Origin of the sequence: Methylobacterium sp. Leaf94, assembly GCF_001426045.1 — a bacterium.
Lineage (GTDB): Bacteria > Pseudomonadota > Alphaproteobacteria > Rhizobiales > Beijerinckiaceae > Methylobacterium.
In genome coordinates, this window is the sequence record NZ_LMRM01000001.1 from 282,957 (window position 1) to 304,399 (window position 21,443).

General features: G+C 69.7%; 20 protein-coding genes. 13 read left to right on the forward strand and 7 right to left on the reverse strand.

Going from position 1 to position 21,443, the window contains the following annotated elements:
* Positions 1-26 precede the first annotated feature (26 nt).
* Together mntR and ASG63_RS01320 are read right to left on the reverse strand one after the other, a co-directional pair.
* Entirely contained in the window at positions 27-479 is a 453-nt protein-coding gene (gene mntR / locus ASG63_RS01315) for a manganese-binding transcriptional regulator MntR (RefSeq protein WP_056211271.1), read from the reverse strand.
* A 106-nt stretch (positions 480-585) separates the two neighbouring features.
* Complete coding sequence (locus tag ASG63_RS01320; protein WP_200917646.1) at positions 586-1,473, reverse strand: LysR substrate-binding domain-containing protein; 888 nt, start codon at positions 1,471-1,473, stop codon at positions 586-588.
* An 81-nt stretch (positions 1,474-1,554) separates the two neighbouring features.
* Here ASG63_RS01320 and ASG63_RS01325 point away from each other — a divergent pair, with 81 nt between their 5' ends.
* From ASG63_RS01325 to ASG63_RS01365, 9 genes are all read left to right on the forward strand, one after another.
* Complete coding sequence (locus tag ASG63_RS01325) at positions 1,555-1,866, forward strand: FtsB family cell division protein (RefSeq protein WP_055953008.1); 312 nt, start codon at positions 1,555-1,557, stop codon at positions 1,864-1,866.
* Between the two features lie 142 nt (positions 1,867-2,008).
* Positions 2,009-3,103, forward strand: a complete 1,095-nt coding sequence (gene pdhA / locus ASG63_RS01330; protein ID WP_056211273.1) for a pyruvate dehydrogenase (acetyl-transferring) E1 component subunit alpha — start codon at positions 2,009-2,011, stop codon at positions 3,101-3,103.
* Between the two features lie 100 nt (positions 3,104-3,203).
* Complete coding sequence (locus tag ASG63_RS01335; protein ID WP_056211467.1) at positions 3,204-4,646, forward strand: pyruvate dehydrogenase complex E1 component subunit beta; 1,443 nt, start codon at positions 3,204-3,206, stop codon at positions 4,644-4,646.
* Positions 4,647-4,704: 58 nt separating this feature from the next.
* Positions 4,705-4,986, forward strand: coding sequence for a DUF5076 domain-containing protein (locus ASG63_RS01340; protein WP_056211469.1), 282 nt, complete (start codon positions 4,705-4,707; stop codon positions 4,984-4,986).
* Positions 4,987-5,033: 47 nt separating this feature from the next.
* Positions 5,034-6,464: a pyruvate dehydrogenase complex dihydrolipoamide acetyltransferase gene (locus ASG63_RS01345; protein ID WP_056211274.1), complete on the forward strand. Its 1,431-nt coding sequence runs from the start codon at positions 5,034-5,036 to the stop codon at positions 6,462-6,464.
* A gap of 86 nt (positions 6,465-6,550) precedes the next feature.
* Positions 6,551-7,990 carry a dihydrolipoyl dehydrogenase gene (lpdA, locus tag ASG63_RS01350; RefSeq protein WP_056211276.1) on the forward strand — a complete coding sequence of 480 codons (1,440 nt, stop codon included), beginning with the start codon at positions 6,551-6,553 and terminating at the stop codon, positions 7,988-7,990.
* Positions 7,991-8,103: 113 nt separating this feature from the next.
* On the forward strand, positions 8,104-8,412 hold the full coding sequence (locus ASG63_RS01355) for a GlsB/YeaQ/YmgE family stress response membrane protein (protein WP_244479725.1): 309 nt from the start codon (positions 8,104-8,106) through the stop codon (positions 8,410-8,412).
* A gap of 130 nt (positions 8,413-8,542) precedes the next feature.
* The gene (gene lipA / locus ASG63_RS01360) at positions 8,543-9,505 is read left to right on the forward strand and encodes a lipoyl synthase (RefSeq protein WP_056211279.1); all 963 of its coding nucleotides are present in this window, start codon (positions 8,543-8,545) and stop codon (positions 9,503-9,505) included.
* A gap of 7 nt (positions 9,506-9,512) precedes the next feature.
* Entirely contained in the window at positions 9,513-9,968 is a 456-nt protein-coding gene (locus tag ASG63_RS01365; RefSeq protein ID WP_056211281.1) for a type II toxin-antitoxin system RatA family toxin, read from the forward strand.
* Positions 9,969-9,981: 13 nt separating this feature from the next.
* Here ASG63_RS01365 and ASG63_RS01370 read toward each other — a convergent pair whose 3' ends face one another.
* The 3 genes from ASG63_RS01370 to ASG63_RS01380 all read right to left on the reverse strand — a co-directional run bounded on the left by ASG63_RS01370 (position 9,982) and on the right by ASG63_RS01380 (position 13,826).
* Entirely contained in the window at positions 9,982-11,772 is a 1,791-nt protein-coding gene (locus ASG63_RS01370; protein WP_056211283.1) for an ABC transporter ATP-binding protein, read from the reverse strand.
* 258 nt (positions 11,773-12,030) lie between these two features.
* Positions 12,031-12,534 (reverse strand): CinA family protein, encoded by a 504-nt coding sequence (locus tag ASG63_RS01375; protein WP_056211285.1) that lies wholly within the window; start codon positions 12,532-12,534, stop codon positions 12,031-12,033.
* A complete protein-coding gene (locus tag ASG63_RS01380) occupies positions 12,531-13,826 on the reverse strand; it encodes a bifunctional 2-C-methyl-D-erythritol 4-phosphate cytidylyltransferase/2-C-methyl-D-erythritol 2,4-cyclodiphosphate synthase (RefSeq protein WP_056211287.1) in 1,296 nt (431 codons plus the stop codon). The genes ASG63_RS01375 and ASG63_RS01380 overlap by 4 nt, the downstream gene beginning before the upstream one ends.
* Positions 13,827-14,008: 182 nt before the next feature.
* On the opposite strand from ASG63_RS01380, the gene dusB reads away from it, so the two are divergent.
* Genes dusB through ASG63_RS01400 form a run of 4 tightly spaced genes read left to right on the forward strand, consistent with a single transcriptional unit; the run spans position 14,009 to position 18,290 of the window.
* A complete protein-coding gene (gene dusB, locus ASG63_RS01385) occupies positions 14,009-15,061 on the forward strand; it encodes a tRNA dihydrouridine synthase DusB (RefSeq protein ID WP_056211289.1) in 1,053 nt (350 codons plus the stop codon).
* Positions 15,062-15,096: 35 nt separating this feature from the next.
* Positions 15,097-16,212 carry a two-component system sensor histidine kinase NtrB gene (locus tag ASG63_RS01390; RefSeq protein WP_056211472.1) on the forward strand — a complete coding sequence of 372 codons (1,116 nt, stop codon included), beginning with the start codon at positions 15,097-15,099 and terminating at the stop codon, positions 16,210-16,212.
* A 9-nt stretch (positions 16,213-16,221) separates the two neighbouring features.
* The gene (ntrC, locus tag ASG63_RS01395) at positions 16,222-17,685 is read left to right on the forward strand and encodes a nitrogen regulation protein NR(I) (RefSeq protein ID WP_056211291.1); all 1,464 of its coding nucleotides are present in this window, start codon (positions 16,222-16,224) and stop codon (positions 17,683-17,685) included.
* Entirely contained in the window at positions 17,682-18,290 is a 609-nt protein-coding gene (locus ASG63_RS01400; protein WP_244479780.1) for a DUF6886 family protein, read from the forward strand. Before ntrC ends, ASG63_RS01400 begins: the two co-directional genes overlap by 4 nt.
* A 72-nt stretch (positions 18,291-18,362) precedes the next feature.
* On the opposite strand, the gene oxlT is transcribed toward ASG63_RS01400, so the two are convergent.
* Positions 18,363-19,637, reverse strand: coding sequence for an oxalate/formate MFS antiporter (gene oxlT, locus ASG63_RS01405; RefSeq protein WP_056211293.1), 1,275 nt, complete (start codon positions 19,635-19,637; stop codon positions 18,363-18,365).
* Positions 19,638-19,736: 99 nt separating this feature from the next.
* Positions 19,737-21,335 carry a gamma-glutamyltransferase family protein gene (locus tag ASG63_RS01410; protein ID WP_056211295.1) on the reverse strand — a complete coding sequence of 533 codons (1,599 nt, stop codon included), beginning with the start codon at positions 21,333-21,335 and terminating at the stop codon, positions 19,737-19,739.
* Positions 21,336-21,443 lie beyond the last annotated feature (108 nt).

Below are 21,443 nucleotides of genomic sequence, written 5' to 3' on the forward strand. Positions count from 1 at the left end.
CGGCCCCGCCGGGATCCGACCGGACCCTAGGCGGATTTGGCCGTGAACAGACGGAAGGCTTCCAGGGTCTCGGCGCTGACGTGATGCTCGATGCCCTCGGCGTCGCGGCGGGCGATCTCGGGGCTGACCCCGAGCGCGCAGAGGAACTGCTCGACGATGCGGTGGCGCTCGCGGCTCTGCACGGCCAGGGCCTGCCCGGCCTCCGTGAGGAAGACGCCCCGATAGGGGCGCTGCTGAACGAGGCCGTCCTCGGCGAGGCGCTTCAGCATCTTGGCGACGGTCGGCTGGGCCACGCCGAGGCGCGCGGCGATATCCACCTGCCGCGCCTCGCCGCCATCGCCGATCAGGTCGGCGATGAGCTCGACGTAATCCTCGACGAGTTCCAGCCGGCGCGCCTCGCGGGCTTGCCGGAAGCTCTCCACGTGGACGTCGGGATCGACCAGGGAGGTGTCGGGCGCGGAGGACGTCGAATCCTGCATGTGGCCGGCGAACTCCCCCGAACAATGGCGCCCTCGAACGGGAGCCCGAGCCGGTTTGTACCGAAGCCGCGCCCCGGATGGGAGCCCCCGGGGTCGGAAAGCCGCCTCAACCGCGCAGGTGAGCCACAAAATCCCGCGTGAACCGGGGCAGATCGTCCAGCGAGCGCAGGCAGATCGTGAGATCGCGCAGGGCCCAGGCATCCTCCAGGGGCACGATGGCGAGGGCCATGGTGCGCGCGGCACGGGCCGCAGTGGTCTCGGGGACGATGCCGAGGCCGACGTCGCAGGCCACGAGCCGGCAGATCGCGTCGAAACTGCGCAACTGCACCCGGAGGCGCATCGGAGGCCGGCCCGTGCGTGCGGCCTTGTCGGCCAGGAAGCGGGTGAGGGCGCTGGTCCGGTCGAGGCCGACCAGGGGATGCTCGATCACCTCCGCGAAGGCGACCGAGGCGCGCGCCGCCAGGGGGTGCCCGGTGGCCGCCACCATGACGAAGCGGTCCTGCCGGAACGGATAGGTCTCCAGGGCGCCGGTATCGACGGTGCCGGCGACGATACCGAGATCGGCCGAGCCCTCGGCCACCAGCCCGACGATCTCGTCCGAGGTCCGCTCCTCGATGTCCACGCTGACACCGGCCTGACGGGCCAGGAAGGCGCTCAGGACCTCGGGCAGGAATTCCGTGAGGGCGTTGGTGTTCGAGACGAGGCGGATCTGCCCCACCGTGCCGCCCGAGAAGGCGGCCAGGTCCTCCTGCATCCGGTCGATCCCGTCGAGGAGCCCGCGCGCATGGGCGAGGAGCGACCGCCCCGCCGGCGTCGGCACCACCCCCTGGCGCCCCCGCGTCAGCAGCGCGGCCCCGAGGGTCTCCTCCATGGCGCGGATGCGCACCGAGGCGGCGGCGAGGGCGAGATTCGCCCTGGCCGCGCCGTGGGTGATCGAGCCCGCCTCCACCACGTGCCGGAACAGCGAGAGATCGACCAGATCGAAGCGCATCATCGGCTCGGGGCCCCCCTGCGCAGGGCGACCCTTCGCGGTTCCGTCAGCACTTCCTTAACCCTGTGGGTGCATCGTGCCGGCATGGTGGTCCGTCGTCGCGTCCGTGCTGTTCTGATGCCCCTCGGCCTCTACGCCGTGTCGGGACTCGTCGTGGGCTTCTTCGTGCATCAGGCCGAAAGCGGCAACCGCGGCCTCGAGGCCAAGCGCGCCCTCAAGGTCCAGGCCCGCGCCCTGAATCAGGAGCTCAACGCCGCCAAGGCGGACCGGGCGATCTGGGAGCACCGGGTGGCCCTGCTGCGCAGCGATCAGATCGATCGCGACCTCTTGGAGGAGCGCGCCCGCGTCATGCTCGGCCGTGTCCATGCCAACGACGTGGTCATCATCGATCCCTGATCGGCCCCGGACGGCGAAACCCGTCGCCCGCGCAGGCGCTTCGCAACTGACAACTTCCCCGTTCTGTCGGGCGGGCGGCCTCGCTTTCACTTCGGGCGTGCCCTAGAACCCCCGGTGAACAGATGGTCCCGGGGAGTTGCCGATGGATGCCGCGAAGGATGCAGGCCAAGCCGCCTCCGACACAAGCCGGGCGGGGGCTGAGCGATCCGGGGGGGCGAAGCCCACGGGCGCGGCCGAAACCCACGCGCCGGCCCCGAACGCGCCGCAGTTCACCCGCGAGGAAGATCTCCACGCCTATCACGAGATGCTGCTGATCCGGCGCTTCGAGGAGAAGGCCGGACAGCTCTACGGCATGGGCCTGATTGGCGGCTTCTGCCACCTCTACATCGGGCAGGAAGCGGTGGTCATCGGCATGCAGATGGCCTCGGTCGACGGCGACCAGGTCATCACCGGGTACCGCGACCACGGCCACATGCTCGCCTGCGGCATGGATCCGAAGGGCGTCATGGCCGAGCTGACCGGCCGGCGCGGCGGCTACAGCCGCGGCAAGGGCGGCTCGATGCACATGTTTTCCCGCGAAAAGCAGTTCTTCGGCGGCCACGGCATCGTCGGCGCCCAGGTCTCGCTTGGGACGGGGCTGGCCTTTGCCGACGCCTACAAGAAGAACGGCAACGTCAGCCTGACATACATGGGTGACGGTGCGGCCAACCAGGGCCAGGTCTACGAGAGCTTCAACATGGCGCAGCTCTGGAAGCTGCCGGTGGTCTACGTGATCGAGAACAACCGCTACGCCATGGGCACTTCGGTGGCCCGCGCCTCGGCCCAGACCGACTTCTCCCGGCGCGGCATCTCCTTCGGCATCCCCGGCGAGCAGGTGGACGGCATGGACGTGCGCACCGTGCGCGAGGCCGCGACCCGGGCGATCCAGCACGCCCGCTCGGGCGAGGGTCCCTACATCCTCGAGATGCAGACCTACCGCTATCGCGGCCACTCGATGTCCGACCCGGCCAAGTACCGGACCAAGGACGAGGTCTCGAAGATGCGCGAGGAGCACGACCCGATCGAAATGGTGCGCAAGCGCCTGATCGAGATGCACGGGGTGCCCGAAGCCGAGCTGAAGGCCACCGACGCCAAGGTGCGCGAGACCGTGAACGAATCCGCCGAGTTCGCCACGCACGATCCCGAGCCGGATCCGTCCGAGCTGTGGACCGACATCCTGCTGGAAGCCCGCGCCTGAGACCCATCATGTGTCGGAGACGGGGCGGCATCCCGCGCATGCGGCCGCACCCCCCGTCTCCGAAGGGCTGACCGCCTCATCTTCGATCGACGAGTATTTCATGGCGACCGACATCCTGATGCCCGCCCTCTCCCCGACCATGGAGGAGGGCAAGCTCTCGAAGTGGCTGAAGAAGGCGGGTGACCCGGTCAAATCCGGCGACGTGCTGGCCGAGATCGAGACCGACAAGGCGACCATGGAGGTCGAGGCCATCGACGAGGGCGTGCTCGCCAAGATCCTCGTCGAGGAGGGCACCGAGGGCGTGAAGGTCAACACGCCGATCGCGATCATCGCCGCCGAGGGCGAGGACGTTTCGGCAGCGTCCGCTGGTGGCGGTGTCCCGAAACCCGAGACGTCCGCGCAGCCCGCTCCGGCGCCCGACATGCAGGCCGAGGGCCAAGCCGAGAAGCCGGCCCCGAGCGCCAAGACCGGCGACGACGCGCCCAGGGCCCCGGCGGCCCCCGCCACCATCACCAACAAGGCGCCGGCGCCGGTCATGGAGGAGTTTCCGGAGGGCACCGAGATGGTCTCGACGACCGTCCGCGAGGCCCTGCGCGACGCCATGGCCGAGGAGATGCGCAAGGACGACGCCGTCTTCGTGATGGGCGAGGAGGTCGCCGAGTACCAGGGTGCCTACAAGATCACGCAGGGGCTGCTGCAGGAGTTCGGCGCCCGCCGCGTCGTCGACACCCCGATCACCGAGCACGGCTTCGCCGGCATCGGCGTCGGCGCGGCCTTCACGGGCCTGCGTCCCATCGTGGAGTTCATGACCTTCAACTTCGCCATGCAGGCGATCGACCACATCATCAACTCGGCGGCCAAGACCCTCTACATGTCCGGCGGCCAGCTCGGCTGTCCCATCGTGTTCCGCGGCCCCAACGGTGCGGCCGCCCGCGTCGGTGCCCAGCATAGCCACGACTACTCGGCCTGGTACTCCAACGTGCCCGGCCTGAAGGTCATCGCGCCCTACACCGCGTCGGACGCCAAGGGCCTGCTCAAGGCGGCCATCCGCGATCCCAACCCGATCATCTTCCTCGAGAACGAGATCCTCTACGGACAGAGCTTCCCGGTGCCGAAGCTCGACGACTTCGTGCTGCCGATCGGCAAGGCGCGGATTCACCGTCCCGGCACCGACGTGACCATCGTGTCGTTCTCCATCGGCATGACCTACGCCCTCAAGGCGGCGCAGGCCCTCGCCGAGGAGGGTATCGAGGCGGAGGTGATCGATCTGCGGACCCTGCGCCCGATGGACACCGACACGGTGGTGGAATCGGTGAAAAAGACCGGCCGCTGCGTCACCGTGGAGGAGGGCTTCCCGCAATCGGGCATCGGCGCCGAGATCTCGGCCCGCCTGATGGTCGATGCCTTCGACTACCTCGACGCCCCGGTCCTGCGCGTCACCGGCAAGGACGTGCCGATGCCCTACGCCGCCAACCTCGAGAAGCTGGCGCTCCCCAACGTCGCCGAGGTGATCGAGGCGGCAAAGGCGGTCTGCTACCGCTGAGGGCCGCGCGCGTTCCCCTCCCACTCTCCCCGTCCGGGGAGAGACCGGAGACGAGATGATGACCGACAAATTCGAAGAACTGTCCGCCCCGCCGGATGCCCTCGAGAACGGTGGCGTCGAGGTCCTTCGCGCCAGCGTCGTCGACGGGGCCGTGAGCATCGCCCTGCGGCGCTCCTTCGACGACGCAGCCACCTGGGGGCGCCTCCTCGCCGATCTCGCCCGTCAGGCGGCGCGGGTCTACGCGCTGGAGACCGAGATGTCGGAGGATGACGCCTTCGCGCGCATCCGCGCCGGCTTCGAAGCCGAGAGCCTCGACCCCGACGCGCCGATACTGAACTGACCGCCGCTCCCCCGATACCGCCCGCTGACGATCAGGATTTCCCCCCCATGCCGATCAACGTCCTGATGCCCGCCCTGTCGCCCACGATGGAGAAGGGCAACCTCGCCAAGTGGCTGAAGAAGGAGGGGGACGCGGTGAAGTCCGGCGACGTGCTCGCCGAGATCGAGACCGACAAGGCGACCATGGAGGTGGAGGCCATCGACGAGGGCGTGCTTGCCAAGATCCTGGTGGCCGAGGGCACGGCCGACGTGCCGGTGAACGACCTGATCGCCATCATCGCGGCGGACGGCGAGGACCCGGCCAGCGTGCAGGCCCCCGGCGGCGGGGGCGCCGAGGCCTCGAAGGCCGAATCCCCCAAGGCGGAGGCGACCGCCGAGAACGCCACGCCCGGCGGCGGAACGATGTCCTACGCCCGGGTGAACGAGGCCCCGGACGGCGCGAAGCCCACGGGTGGCAAGAGCGAGGGCGCGAGCCCCGGCGCCGCGCCCTCGAACGAGGTCGGACGCGTCTTCGCATCGCCGTTGGCCCGCCGCATCGCCAAGCAGGAAGGGGTCGATCTCGGTGCGGTGACGGGCTCCGGCCCGCGCGGGCGGGTGATCGAGCGCGACGTCCGCGCGGCGCTCGCGGCCGGAACCGGCAAGGCGGCCCCCGCCGCCGCGCCGAAGCCCGTCGAGACCCCGCAGGCGGCGTCCGCACAGGCCGCACCGCCCCCCGCCAAGGCGGCGCCCCCCGCCGGCCTCTCCGCGGACCAGGTACGCGGCTTCTACCCGAAGGGCACTTACGAGGAAGTCCCCCTCGACGGCATGCGCAAGACCATCGCCAAACGCCTCACTGAGGCGATGCAGTTGGCGCCGCACTTCTACCTGACGGTGGATTGCGAGCTCGATGCGTTGATGGCCCTGCGCGAACAGCTCAACACGAGCGCCGGCAAGACCAAGGACGGCAAGCCTCTGTTCAAACTCTCGGTCAACGACTTCGTCATCAAGGCGATGGGCCTCGCCCTGATGCGGGTGCCGGCGGCCAACGCCGTCTGGGCCGAGGACCGGATCCTGCGCTTCGACAATGCCGAGGTCGGCGTGGCGGTCGCCATCGACGGCGGCCTGTACACGCCGGTAATCCGCCGGGCCGACCAGAAAACGCTCTCCACCATCTCCAACGAGATGAAGGACTTCGCCGCCCGGGCGCGGGCCAAGAAGCTGAAACCTGAGGAATACCAGGGTGGCGTCACCTCCGTGTCCAACCTCGGCATGTTCGGCATCAAGCACTTCACGGCGGTGATCAACCCGCCGCAATCTTCGATCCTGGCGGTGGGTGCGGGCGAAAAGCGCATCGTGGTCCGCGACGGCGCCCCGGCCGTCGCCCAGGTGATGACCACCACCCTGTCCTGCGACCACCGCGTCCTCGACGGAGCGTTGGGCGCCGAACTGATCTCGGCGTTCAAGGCGCTGATCGAGAACCCCATGGGGATGCTGGTTTAGGCGGGACAGAGCGTCCGCCTGGCGAATACGGCTGAACCACCCCCACCCCGGTCCCTCCCAGTGCGTGGAGGACGTAGGAGCGCCCAATGGCCGACACCTATGACATCCTCATCATCGGCGCCGGCCCCGGCGGCTACGTGGCGGCGATTCGGGCGGCGCAGCTCGGGTTCAAGACGGCGGTGGTGGACCGCGAGCATCTCGGCGGCATCTGCCTGAACTGGGGCTGCATCCCCACCAAGGCGCTGCTGCGCACGGCCGAGATCTACCACTACATGCAGCACGCCTCCGATTACGGCCTGTCGGCCGAGAAGGTCGGATTCGACACCGCGGCAATCGTCAAGCGCTCGCGCGGGGTCTCGACCCGGCTGAACGGCGGCGTCGGCATGCTGCTGAAAAAGAACAAGGTCGACGTAATCTGGGGCGAGGCCACCATCACGGCGGCCGCCAAGGGTAATCAGCCGGGCCAAGTCACCGTCAAGGAGACCACCCGCGCCCCGGCACCCAAGGGCGCTCTGGCGGCGGGCGCCTATTCGGCCAAGCACATCATCGTCGCCACCGGAGCGCGGCCCCGCGCCATACCGGGCATCGAGCCGGACAAGAAGCAGATCTGGACCTACTACGAGGCCATGGTGCCAGAGACGATGCCGAAGAGCCTGCTGGTCATGGGCTCCGGCGCCATCGGCATCGAGTTCGCCTCGTTCTACCGCACCATGGGCGCCGAGGTGACGGTGATCGAGCTGCTACCGCAGATCCTACCGGTGGAGGACGCCGAGATCGCGGGCCTCGCCCGTAAGCGCTTCGAGAAGCAGGGCATCAAGATCCTCACCGGCGCCAAGGTGACGAAGGTGGAGAAATCCGCCGACGCCGTCACGGCGACGATCGAGACGGGGGACGGCAAGTCCCAGCAACTGACGGCGGAGAAGCTGATCTCGGCGGTGGGCGTCGTCGGCAACATCGAGGGCATCGGCCTCGAGACTCTCGGGGTTACCGTCGAGCGCGGGATCGTGGTCACCGACGGCCTCGGGCACACCAATGTGCCCGGCGTCTACGCCATCGGCGACGTCGCCGGGCCGCCGATGCTCGCCCACAAGGCCGAGCACGAGGGCGTGCTCTGCGTCGAGACGATCAAGGGCCTGCACACCCACGCCATGGACAAGGCCAAGATCCCCGGCTGTACCTACTGCCAGCCGCAGATCGCCTCGGTGGGCCTCACCGAGGCCAAGGCCAAGGAGCAGGGCTTCGCCGTGAAGGTCGGCCGGTTTCCCTTCGCGGGCAACGGCAAGGCCATCGCGCTGGGCGAGCCGGACGGCCTGGTGAAGACGATCTTCGACGCCAAGACCGGCCAGTTGCTGGGCGCCCACATGATCGGCGCCGAAGTCACCGAGCTGATCCAGGGCTACGTCGTCGCCATGAACCTAGAGACCACCGAGGAAGACCTGATGCACACGGTCTTCCCGCACCCGACGCTCAGCGAGATGATGCACGAGAGTGTGCTGGATGCATACGGGAAGGTAATCCACACCTGATCCCGCGCTACGACCCAAGCGGCACAGCCGCCCCTCCGAGGCCGCGCCGAACGCCCGCCTCGCAAGCCGCCGGCCAAGGCGACACCCGAGCGCCCGCCGACCGGAACGATCGCGTGCCGCGCACAGGAGAGCCCGCGCTGGATGGACACGTCTACGGCGCCCTGGGTCAGCCCGGCGTCGCCTTGCTCATGGCGATCGTCGTCGGGGCGCTGGCGGGATGGCTCGCCGAGCGGTTGACCGCGGCGAACATGGGTCGCCTTGCCGATTTCGTGACGGGGATCCTCTGCGGCTGGCTCGGCAACGGCCTCGCCCACAAGCGGCCCATCCCGATCTTCGGATTCTCGCACAACCCGATCTCGGCGACGGTCGGCGCGATCCTCATGGCCACGATCGACCCGACGGTGGCCGGACGCCGGTATTGAGCCGGCGGCGGAGCTGACGAACGACGGCCCCTGTCGCGCCGTTCCGCCGCGGCGGGTTTGCGGTCGGGGGCGTCACGCCTTAAGTCCTGGGCACGCGCCGGCGTCTCGCGGGCGAATCCCGTGGATTGTCATGGCCGTCGTCCTCGACCTCCTTCGTAACGACCAGCGTCCGCGCCACCCCGAGAAGGCGCACCGGCCCGATAAGCCGATTCAGCGCAAGCCCGACTGGATTCGCGTGAAGGCCCCCGGCTCCAAGGGCTGGGAGGACACGCGCAGGATCGTCCACGAGCACGGCCTCGTCACGGTCTGCGAGGAGGCCGGCTGCCCCAACATCGGCGAGTGCTGGGAGAAGAAGCACGCCACCTTCATGATCATGGGCGACACCTGCACGCGGGCCTGCGCCTTCTGCAACGTGCGCACCGGCCTGCCGGAGGGCCTCGATGTGGGCGAACCCGACAAGGTCGCGGATTCCGTTGCCAAGCTCGGCCTGCACCACGTGGTGATCACCTCGGTGGATCGCGACGATCTCGCCGATGGCGGCGCCGAGCACTTCGCCCGCACCATCCGGGCGATCCGCGCGCGCAGCCCCGCCACAACCATCGAGGTGCTCACCCCGGATTTCCTGCGCAAAGCCGGCGCCCTTGAGATCGTGGTCGCGGCCCGGCCCGACGTGTTCAACCACAATATGGAGACCGTGCCGGGTAACTACCTCACGGTCCGCCCCGGCGCGCGCTACTTCCACTCGGTGCGCCTGCTCCAGCGCGTGAAGGAACTCGACCCGACCATTTTCACCAAGTCCGGCATCATGGTCGGCCTCGGCGAGGAACGGAACGAGGTGGTTCAGCTCATGGACGACCTGCGCTCGGCGGATGTCGACTTCCTCACCATCGGCCAGTACCTCCAGCCGACCAAGAAGCACCACGAGGTGGTGCGCTTCGTGCCCCCGGACGAGTTCAGGGGCCTGGAAACCACCGCCTACACCAAGGGCTTCCTCCTCGTCTCGGCGACGCCCCTGACCCGCTCCTCCCATCACGCCGGAGAGGATTTCGCAAAGCTGAAGGCGGCCCGTCTCGCCCGCATCGCCAACGCCTAGAGTCTCGATGCCCTCATTCCGGATCAACCGCGCGGTGCGCCACTCGCCGCGCCAGATGTACGACCTCGTGGCCGACGTGGAGCGCTACCCGGACTTCCTGCCCCTCTGCGAATCCCTGCGCGTGCTCCGGCGCCAGCCGGGGGCGGACGGCACGGAGGTGCTCGTGGCCGAGATGGGCGTCGGCTACAAGGCGATCCGCGAGCGCTTCACCACGCGCGTCACCCTCGACCCCCAGAACCTGCTCATCGTCGCCGAGTACATCGACGGCCCGTTCCGCCACCTCGAGAACCGCTGGGCCTTCAAGGAAGCCGTGGACGGGGCGTGCACGATCGACTTCTTCATCACCTACGAGTTCAAGAGCCGGACGCTCGGGATGCTCATGGGCACGATGTTCGATCGCGCCTTCCGCAAGTTCACAGACGCCTTCGAGGCGCGGGCGAACCGGGTCTACGGCGCGGCCTGAGCCGCGCCGCCCTTCACGCCGCTGCCACGCCGCCGCTGGCCTGGCGCTCGAACAGGGCGCGGTAGCGTCCCCCCGGCCGAACCCGCAGGTGGTCGTGGGTGCCGTCCTCGACGATGCGGCCGCCGTCGAAGACGAAGATCCGGTCGAGGGACCGCACGGTGGAGAGCCGGTGCGCGATCACGATGGCCGTGCGCCCGCGCATCAGCCGCTCCATGGCCTCCTGGATCAGCGCCTCCGATTCCGAGTCGAGGCTGGACGTGGCCTCGTCGAGGATGAGGATCGGCGCGTCAGCCAGGAAGGCGCGGGCCAGCGCCACCCGCTGGCGCTCGCCGCCCGAGAGCTTGACGCCGCGTTCGCCCACCAGAGTGGCGTAGCCCTGAGGCAGGCGGGCGATGAAGTCGTGTGCGTTGGCGAGGCGGGCCGCGCGCGCGATCTCGTCCGCCGAGGCCCCGGGGCGGGCATAGGCGATGTTCTCGGCCAGCGACCGGTGGAACAGGACGGGCTCCTGCGGCACGATGGCGATGTGGGCGCGCAGGGACGCCTGCATCACGCCGGCGACGTCCCGCCCCTCGATGCAGACACGACCGCCGGTGACGTCGTAGAGGCGCTGCACCAGCTTGACGAAGGTCGTCTTGCCGGAGCACGAGCGGCCGACGAGCCCGACCCGTTGCCCGGCGGGAATGTGCACCGAGAGGTCGCGATAGAGCGGCGTCGCGTGCCCGGCATAGTGGAAGGTGACGCGGTCGAACTGGAGGTCGCCGCCCTTTGCGACGAGCGCCGTGGCGCCCGGCCGATCCGCGACGCCGTAGGGCTCGGCCTCGAGGGCCACGAGTTCCTCCATCTCGTTCACCCCCCGCTGCACCCGGTTGATCTGACTGCCGATGTCCCGCAGGTAGCCATGCACCACGAAGTAGGTGGTGAGCACGTACGCCACGTCGCCGGGAGTCGCCGCCCCCGTCCACCACAGCCACAGGGCCGTGCCGACGATCGCCGTGCGCAGCAGGAGGAGCAGCGCGAACTGCGCCGTGATGCTCCAGGTGATCCGCATCCAGGTGCGGTGCGTGCGCCGGTTCCACTTGCCGAGGAGCCGCGCGAGGCGCGCATCCTCGCGCGCCTCGGCGCCGAAGGCCTTGACCACCGCATTGGCCCCGACTGCGTCGCTCAGGGCTCCGCCGAGCCGGGAATCCCAGACGTTGGAGAGCTGGGCCGCCGGTGCGATGACCCGCGTGGCGAGGGCCACGACGATGCCGAGATAGATCAGCGAGCCGAGGCCGATCACCAGCCCCATCACGGGCCATTGCAAGCCGAGGAGCAACATGGTGCCGACGAGCACCACGAAGGCCGGCAGCAGTTCCAGCAACAGCGTGTCGTTCAGGCCTTCGAGGGCCCACATCCCGCGCGAGACCTTGCGCACGGTGGAGCCCGAGAAGCTGTTGGCGTGCCACTCGGTGGAAAGGCGCTGAACCCGGTGGAAGCCTGCCTGCGCCACCGTCTGCATGGTCGAGAGGGTGAGCGGCACCACAAGGGACCAAGCCACGTGACGTAGACCTAGGGTGACGAGCCCGAGGCCGCCCATGGCGGCGAAGGCGACGAGGGCATCCAAGCGGGCCGACGCGCGGTCGACGGCCGAGAGCGCATCGACCAGCCGACCGGCGAACAGGGGCAGGAACACGTCGGCCAGGGTCGATCCGACGATCGCCGCGACGACACCGCCGAGGAGGCGGAGCCGACTGCGCCACTGGCGGACGAGGAACGCGAGAACGGCCCGATAGGCCTTCGCGCCTTTCAGGCGGTCGAGAATCATGGACGCGATCACGGCGCGGAACGCGCGCCGACTCCGTGGACGGCCCGGGCGCCGCAGCGAGTGGCCGAAGAAGGGGGGACGGAACGGGGACGCGCTGGCGCGCTCAGGCGCGCGGCGACGTCAGACCGGCAGGCGCACGCGGCGCGGGCGGGCCGGGGCGGCGAACGATATCGATGTCATGCAGCCTCCCCTGGGTTCGCGGGCGAACACGGCGTGGGTGCGCCGTGAGTGGCATCCTGGCAGTCGGGCGTGTCGGTTTCAAGACGTCGGTGCGAGGACCGATTCGAGGAGGCCGAGCGCATCGGCCACCGCCTGCCGGCGGATTTCGGTGCGGCCGAGGTCACCGTAGCGACGCTCCAGGTGGCGCACGGTGTTGCCCCTGGCGGCGAGACCGAAATGCACGAGGCCGACCGGCTTGTCGGCGCTGCCGCCGCCGGGCCCGGCGATACCGGTGATCGCAACAGCGACACTGGCGCGGGCATGGGCCAGGGCCCCATCGGCCATGGCGCGGGCCACCGGCGCACTCACTGCGCCGTGGGCGGCGATGAGGTCGGCGGGTACGCCGATGCACTCGGATTTCGCGGCGTTCGAGTAGGTGACGAAGCCACGCTCCACCACCGCCGAGGAGCCCGGGATCGCAGTGAGCAGCCCGGCGACGAGGCCGCCGGTGCAGGATTCGGCCGTGGCGACCGTCAGGCCCGCCGCCGCGTAGGCGGCAACAAGCGCCTCCGCCCGGGCCAGCAGGGCGGGATCGTCGATCACGCGCGGCGCTCGGCCGTCTCGTCGGCGGCGTTGAGCTCGGCCGTCATCTCGGGCAGCCGCACCGTGGCGGCGGCCTGAGCGGCGAGGCCCTCGGCACGGCCGACGAAGCCGAGCTTCTCGGTGGTGGTCGCTTTGATCGAGACGGAACTCAGCGGCACGCAGGCGATCTCGGCGATGCGGGCGCGGATGGCTTCGCGATACGCGCCGATGCGCGGGGCCTCAGCCAGGACGGTGATGTCCAGGTGGTCGATCTTGCCGCCGCGCGCTCGCACCAGGTCCACCGCATGGGCGAGGAAGCGGTCGGACGAGGCGCCGCGCCACTGCTCGTCACTCGGCGGGAAATGGGTGCCGATATCGCCGTCCGCGATTGCACCGAGCAGGGCATCGGTGAGGGCGTGGAGGGCGACGTCGCCGTCCGAGTGGGCGAGGACGCCCCGGTCCGCCGGGATCTTCACGCCACCGAGCCAGACATGGTCGCCCTCCGTGAAGGCGTGGACATCGAAGCCGGTACCGAGGCGGGTGACGTAGGTGGTCATGGGATGGGCCTCGCTCAGGGCGGTGGGGTGTTGGCCGGAGAAGCCGCGATCGGCCTCGATCAGGTCGGCCGGCTGGGTGATCTTGCGGTTGCGCGGGTCGCCCTCGAAGACGACGACGGCTAAGCCGGCCCATTCGGCGAGGGCCCCGTCGTCGGTGAAGGCGTGCAGGTCTGCCTCGGCCGCGCGGCGATGGGCGTCGCGCAGCGGGCCGTAGGCGAAGGACTGGGGCGTCTGAACCGCGCGCAGGCCCTCGCGCTGCGGCGTCTCGCGGACCCGGCCGGTGCCGTCGCCGAGGTCCTCCACCACCTTGATGGTGTCGGTGACGGCGATGCCCGGCACGGCGGCGCGATGGTCGCGGCCGGCCACGAGGGCGCGCTCGATCAGGGCCACATCCACGTGCGGACGCGCGGCGTCGTGAACGAGGACGAGATCCGGTGCGCCGGTGCCGTCCAGGGCCTCGAGTCCGGCGCGGACCGATTGCTGGCGGGTGGCGCCGCCGGGCACGGGATCGGCGAGCTTGTCCCGGATGGCGGCGTCGAGATCGTCGAGGCAGGCGCGATAGAAGTCCGCAGCGTCCGGGGCGATCACCGGCTGGATTCGGCCGATGCCCGGATGGGCCGCCAGGGCCGCCAGCGTCCGGGTCAGCACCGCCTGGCCGCCGACGCGGCGGTACTGTTTCGGGGTGTCGCCCCCGATGCGGATGCCGCGGCCGGCGGCGACGACCACCGCTGCCGCATTCCACGCGGTACCAGACATGGGTATGCTCCCGCGCTTCGGGTGTGTGAAGATTCGCGCTCCGACCAATCCCCACGCGCGCGCGATGCGAATGGCTCGGTGGCCCACCGATGGGCGGTCTGTCGTTTAAGCGCGGGAGAAGCTGAAATCAAATCCCGGGAATCGCTTGCGCGGCCTGCCGTTTTGTCTATTTGTTGAGCACAATGTGCGCTGATGATTATTTGAGCTTTCTCCGCGGGTCGGAGACCGAGGGTGGCCTCGCGCCCCCCGGCGGCGAGCGACCCGTTCCGGTCCTCTTGGCGCCGCTGTCCGGCGTCACCGACCTGCATGTCCGACGCATCGCGCGACGCCTCGGTGCGAGCGCGGTCGTCTCCGAGATGGTGGCCGCCGCGGAACTCGCCCGCGGCGACCAGGAAGCTCGGCTGCGGGCGGAGGGCAGCGGCGTCGATCCGCACATCGTGCAGCTCGCGGGTTGCGCCCCGGAGCCGATGGCGGAGGCCGCGCGCATCGCAGAAGCCAACGGGGCGGACGTGATCGACATCAACATGGGCTGTCCGGCCAAGGTGGTGACCGGCGTCGCCTCGGGCTCGGCGCTGATGCGCGACATCGAGGGGGCGACCCGCATCCTCGCCGCCGTGCGGGGGGCCGTGCGGGTCCCCGTCACGGTGAAGATGCGGCTCGGCTGGGACCATGCCAACCTCAATGCCCCCGACCTCGCGCGCCGGGCCGAGAGGCTCGGGCTGAACGCCGTGACGGTGCACGGCCGGACGCGGCAGCAATTCTACAAGGACCAGGCCGATTGGGTCGCGATCCGCGCCGTGGTCGAGGCGGTGGCCATTCCGGTCATCGCCAACGGCGACATCGCCACCCTCGCCGAGGCGCGAACCTGCCTCGCGCGCTCCGGCGCCGCCGGCCTGATGGTCGGGCGGGCGGCGGTGGGACGGCCCTGGCTCGTCGGCGCCCTCGCCGCCGGCCTCGCGGGCCAGCCCGCGCCCGTCCTGTCGGGTGCCGAGAAGGCCGCCCTGGCGGTGGAGCATTATCAAGGCCTCCTCGCCCTCTACGGCCTGCGCATGGGCGTGCGCCACGCCCGCAAGCACCTGGCAGCCTATGCGGAGGCCGGCGGCGGCCTCTCGGCCGAGGATCGGATGCGCCTTCTCACCACCACGGACCCGGCGGTCGCCACCACCCTCCTGGCCCGGGCCTTCGGCGCGGATTGCGGCGGGATACTGCCGCACGCCATCGGGGAGGCCGCATGAGCTCGGACAAGCCGATCTCGGGGCGCGGCGGTGCCATGCGACCCGACGCCATCCCCACCAACGAGGCGGTGATCAACGCCCTGCCGCTGCCGGTCCTGACGGTCGGGGCGGACGACCACATCCTCCACGTCAATCATGCCGGCGAGACCTTCTTCGATCATTCCGCCCGGCTGATGCAGCGGCGGCGCCTCTCGGACATCATCCCCTTCGCCTCGCCGATCATCGCCCTGGTGGCGGAGGTGCGGCGGCGCCGGGCCAGCGTCAGCGAGTACGGGGTGGAGTTGGTGCAGCCGCGCTCGGGCCTCGAGCGCAGCGTCGACGTCTTCGCGACGCCCCTGGGCGACGACGAGGAAGCCGTGGTCCTCATGCTCCAGGAACGCACCATCGCCGACAAGATGAACCGCCAGCTTACCCATCGGGGCGCGGCACGTTCCATGGTGGCGCTCGGCGCCATGCTGGCCCACGAGATCAAGAACCCGCTCGCGGGCATCCGCGGGGCGGCCCAGCTCCTCGAGCAGTCGGGCAACGAGGACGATCGTCTCCTGACCCGCCTGATCTGCGACGAATCCGACCGGATCGTACGCATCGTCGAGCGCATGGAGCTGTTCGGGGACGAGCGCCCGGTGGAGCGCGGCTCGGTCAACGTGCACGGCGTGCTCGACCAGGTGAAGCGCTCGGCACAGTCGGGCTTCGCCCGCCATATCCGCTTCGTCGAAACCTACGATCCCTCCCTGCCGCCGGTGCTGGGCAACCGAGACCAGCTCGTGCAGGTGATCCTGAACCTCGTGAAGAACGCCGCCGAGGCCATCGGCGCCGACGCGGTCGACGGCGAGATCACCCTGTCGACGGCCTTCCGCACCGGCCTGCGCCTGCAGGTGCCGGGGTCGCGCGAGCGCGTCAGCCTGCCGATCGAGGTCGCTGTGCGGGACAACGGTCCCGGCGTCTCGGCGGACCTGCTGCCCGACCTGTTCGATCCCTTCGTCACGACGAAGGCGCAAGGCTCCGGCCTCGGACTTGCATTGGTCGCCAAGATCATCGGCGACCATGGCGGGATCGTCGAGTGCGATCCGGTCCCCCGCCGAACCACGTTCCGCCTTCTTCTCCCCATGTCGAGCGCCCGCGACGGGCGCGAATCGTCCGCGGAGCTGTAGAGTCGCGTCATGCCCAACGGACACATCATCGTCGCGGATGACGACGCCGCCATCCGCACCGTCCTCAACCAGGCCCTGTCGCGGGCCGGGTACGAGGTCCGCTCGACCGGCAATTGCGCCACCCTCTGGCGGTGGGTCGCCGAAGGCGCGGGCGACCTCGTCATCACCGACGTGGTGATGCCGGACGAGAACGTCTTCGACTTGCTGCCGCGCATCAAGCGGGTGCGGCCGGAGCTGCCGATCATCGTCATGAGTGCTCAGAACACCTTCATGACGGCGATCCGCGCGTCCGAGCGGGGCGCCTACGAATACCTGCCCAAGCCCTTCGACCTGAAGGAGCTGATCGCCATCGTCGGGCGCGCCCTGTCCCGTCCGCGCGGCACCGCACCCGCCGGGGCCGACCCGGGCAACGAGGACATCCCCCTGGTCGGGCGCTCGCCGGCCATGCAGGAGATCTACCGGGCGCTGGCCCGGCTGATGCCGACCGACCTCACCGTGATGATCACCGGCGAGTCCGGCACCGGCAAAGAGCTCGTCGCCCGGGCGCTGCACGATTACGGACGGCGCCGGACCGGCCCGTTCGTGCCCGTGAACATGGCCGCCATCCCGCGCGACCTCATCGAATCCGAGCTGTTCGGTCATGAGAAGGGAGCCTTCACCGGCGCGTTGTCGCGCTCGGCCGGCCGCTTCGAGCAGGCCGAGGGCGGCACGCTGTTCCTCGACGAGATCGGCGACATGCCCATGGAGGCGCAGACCCGCCTCCTGCGCGTGCTGCAGCAGGGCGAGTACACCACCGTCGGCGGCCGGGTGCCGATCAAGACCAACGTCCGCATCATCGCAGCGACGAACAAGGACCTGCGGGTCTCGATCCAGCAGGGAATCTTCCGCGAGGACCTGTTCTTCCGGCTGAACGTGGTGCCCCTGCGCCTGCCGGCCCTGCGCGAGCGCTCCGAGGACGTGCCCGACCTGATCCGCCACTTCTTCATCCTGGTGGAGCGCGAGGGCCTGAGCCGCAAGCAGCTCGACGGCGAGGCGATGGAGCGGCTGAAGCGCTATCGCTGGCCCGGCAATGTCCGCGAGCTGGAGAACCTCGTCCGGCGCCTCGCGGCCCTCTACCCGCAGGAGACGATCACCGGGCCCGTCATCGAGGCCGAGCTCGACACCCTACCGTTGGCCCAGAGCCAGCCGAACGGCGCGGCCGGCGCCCGCAAGCCACCCGGCGAGGCCGAGACGCTGTCGGGCGCGGTGGAGCGCCACCTCGCCGAGTATTTCAGCGGATACCGGGACACGCTGCCTCCGCCGGGCCTGTACCACCGCATCATGCGCGAGATCGAAGGGCCGCTCATCGGTGCGGCGCTGGCCGCCACCCGCGGCAACCAGATCCGGGCGGCGGAGCTACTGGGCGTGAACCGCAACACCCTGCGCAAGAAGGTCCGAGACCTCGACCTGCAGGTCTTCCGCAACGCGCGGTGACCCGCCCGGGCGACGCCGCGGGGCGCGCACCCGGCCTGTTCCACTTCAGCGAGGATCCGGCGATCCGGCTCTTCGTGCCGCGTCCCGTTCGGGTCCCCATCGATCGCGGTCCGGACCGGGCCTGGCTGAACGGCCCCCTGGTCTGGGCGATCGATGCTGCTTACAGCCTGCTCTACCTCTTCCCCCGCGACTGTCCCCGGATCGTGATCTGGCCGACCGCCGAGACCTCGCCGGAGGACCGGCGGACCTGGTTCGGAGACGTCGCGGGCCGCGCCGTCGCCTATGTGGAGGAAGCCTGGATGGACCGGATCCGATCCGGGACGCTCCACCGCTACGGGATGCCATCCGAAGCGTTCGAGCCTGCCGGAGATCTCGGCACCTGGGTCTCGCGGCGCGCTGTCATTCCGGACAGCCGTGACAGCCTCCCCGATCTGCCGGCTGCAATGGCGATGGCGGGTGTGGAGCTTCGCATGCTGCCCCGTCTCACCCCGCTCGCGCCGATCTGGCGATCGAGCCTGCACGCCAGCGGCATTCGCCTCCGGAACGCACAGGATTGGGTAACCCCCGAGGGCGGACCGCCTCGGCCGATCGCCCATCGGCCCTGACGATCCCCGCACAGCGAAACGCGGACGGGTTGCCCCGTCCGCGTCGCCGCCGCGCTCTCGCTGTGTCGCCTATCAGGCCATGGCGGGCTTGCCCACGAGCACCGGTTCGACGCTTCCGTCGAGCCAGCGCCGACGCATCGGCTTCAGCACGAAGTAGGCGAGGATCGCGGTCAGCACGTCGAGGGTGATGATGATCGCGAAGACTGGCAGCCACGATCCCTGCACGGCGTAGATCCAAGCCGCGATCGGGCCGCCGAAGAGCGAGCCGATGCCCTGGGCCATGTAGAGGAAGCCGTAATTCGTCGTGGCATGCTTGGTGCCGAACGTGTCGGTAAGGATCGAGGGGAACAGCGAGAAGATCTCGCCCCAGGCGAAGAACACCACGCCGGAGAGCAGCGCGAAGGCGTAGGCGTTCTCGCGGAACACCAGGAGCAGGGCGATCGCCACCGCTTCGGCCGCGAAGGCGATGCCCATGGTGTTCTCGCGACCGATCTTGTCGGAGACCCAGCCGAAGAACGGGCGGGTCAGGCCGTTGGTGATGCGGTCGAAGGTCAGCGCGAAGGGCAGGGCAACGAAGCCGAAGATGATCGAATCGGCGACACCGAAGTCGCGGGCGAAGGAGGCGAAGTTGGCCACCACCATCAGGCCGCCGGTCGACATCATCGTCATCATCACGAACATCAGCCAGAACAGCGGCGTCCGCAGCATCACCCGCGGGGGGGTGTCGTGGACGCAGGTCGACAGGTTGACGGCCGGGGGCGGCAGCACCTCACCGGCGCGCGGTGCGCGCAGACCGAGGGCCGCGAGCGCTCCGATCGCTCCGAGCACGATGCCGAACACCGTGAGCGTGTGACGGTAGCCCGATGCGGTGAGCATGTCGCTGATCGGGAAGGTGCTCAGCATGGCGCCCATACCGTAACCGGCCGCGACCACGCCGACGGCGAAGCCGCGCCGGTCGGGAAACCACTTCACCATCAGGCCGACGATGCCGACATAGACGATGCCGGTGCCGAGGCCGCAGAACAGCCCATAGGTGGCGTAGACACCCAGAAGGGTGTCGACCCGGGCAGCCAGAACCCAGCCGAGGCCGGACAGGGCGGCCCCCAGCGCGATCATCAGCTTGGGGCTGAACCGATCGATCAGGTAGCCCTGTACCGGCGAGAAGAAGGTCTGCAGCACGATCAGGATCGTGAAGGTCCACTGGATCTGCGGCAGCGTCGAGCCGGTCGTCGCGATCAGCGGTTTGGTGAAGAGCGTCCAGACGTACTGCGGACTGGAGATCGCCATCATGGCGATCAGCCCGAGGCCGAGTTGCAGCCAGCGTTGGCGGGAAAGGGTCGTATCCATTATTCGCTCCTTGCGATGGACCGGCCTTCGCAAGGATGGTGCCAAGTCGTTGTTCCATCTCGTCTTATGACGCAACCCAGCCGCGAAGATCAGGGGAAGTTACAGCCCCTCCGAACCACCGTCGGATCTCGGATCGTGGACCGCGGCGATCGCGCCGTTGCTTGGGTGACGCACGAGCATGCCGGCATGGCCGAGGGAGTCGATGTAGGCGCCGCCGAGTTCCTCGATCTCGTGACCGAGCTTGCGCAGCGCGGCGATGCAGGCCGGGTCGAAGCGGTCCTCGACCTTTACGGTGAGGGATTCGGCCCCCCAGGTCCGGCCGTAGAGAAGGCGCGGCGCGTCGACGGCGGCCGCCGGGTCCATGCCGTAATCGGCGTAGCGCACGAAGATCTGCGACTGGAACTGCGGCTGCCCGTCGCCGCCCATGCTGCCGTAGGACATCACGCGGCCGTCGTCGAAGCAGGCGAGGGCCGGAATCAGTGTGTGGAACGGGCGACGGCCGGGCTCCAGTGGGTTCACCGCCGTGGCGTCGAGGGAGAACGAGGTCCCCCGGTTCTGCCAGTGGATGCCGGTCTTCGGCAACACGATGCCGGAGCCGTATTCCCAGTAGATCGACTGGATGTAGGACACTGCCAGGCCGTCGCGGTCGATGGCACCCATCCAGACGGTGTCGCCCTCGCCGGGGTTGCGCAGGGGCACGCTCGCGGCCCGGCGCATGTCGATCTGTGCCGCCTCGCGGTCCATGCGCTCCGGCGTCAGGAAGCTGGCGGGGTCGACGGCCAGCCGATCGTAGTCGGTCACGATCCGGTCGCGGATCGCGAAGGCGCGCTTCGTGGCCTCGATCAGCCCATGGTAATGCGCGGTGGTCTCGGGCCGGTCGATCCGAAGGCGGTCGAAGATGCCGAGGATCAACAGCGCGGCGATGCCCTGGGTGGGCGGCGGGAAGTTGTAGAGCATGGCATCCCGGCGGCGGATCGCGAGCGGCGCGCGTTCACGGGGCGCATAGGCTTCGAGGTCGGCCCGGGTGACAGGCGTTTCGAGGCGCTCGAGGTCGGCGGCGATCTCGCGCCCGAGGTCACCCTTGTAGAAGTCGTCGAGACCCGCATGGGCCAGTTGCTCCAGAGTGCCGGCGAGCACCGGCAGCTTGCGGAGGGCGCCAGCCGCGAACGGCTTGCCGCCGTCGAGGAAGGTCTCCGCGAAGTGCGGCTGGTCGTGGAGCGTGTCGAGCTCCTTCGGGACGTAGCGCGCCTCCGAGGGCGAGACCGCGACGCCGTCCCGGGCATGGCGGATCGCGTCGGCGAGCAGGGTGGAGAGGGGTAGGCGGCCACCCAGCGCCTTCGACAGGTCGAGGGCGAGGCGCCAGCCGCCGATGGCGCCCGCCACGGTGAGCGCCGCATCCGGGCCCCGGGACGGGAGGACCTCATAGCCCTTCTCCCGGTAGCGCCGGATCGTGGCGTTCTGGCCGGCCGGGCCGCAAGCCTCGATGCCGCGCACCCGCCCGCCGCGTTCGCGTACCAGCCAGAAGCCGTCGCCGCCGATCCCGTTCATGTGCGGGTAGACCACCGCGATGGCGGCGGCCATGGCCGTCATCGCCTCGATCGCGTTGCCCCCCTGCGCCAGGACGTGCTGCCCGGCCTGGGCGGCGAGGCGGTGGGGCGCCGCGACCGCGGCCGAAGCGAAGACAGGGGTGTTGGACATGGTGATCTCTGCGTGAGGATGCGCTGGAGGATAATGTATTTACACGGGGCGTCGATCGTTGTCGGGCTGGTCTGGGCGCCGGGCCCACCGGCGCAGACGGCGGCTTCG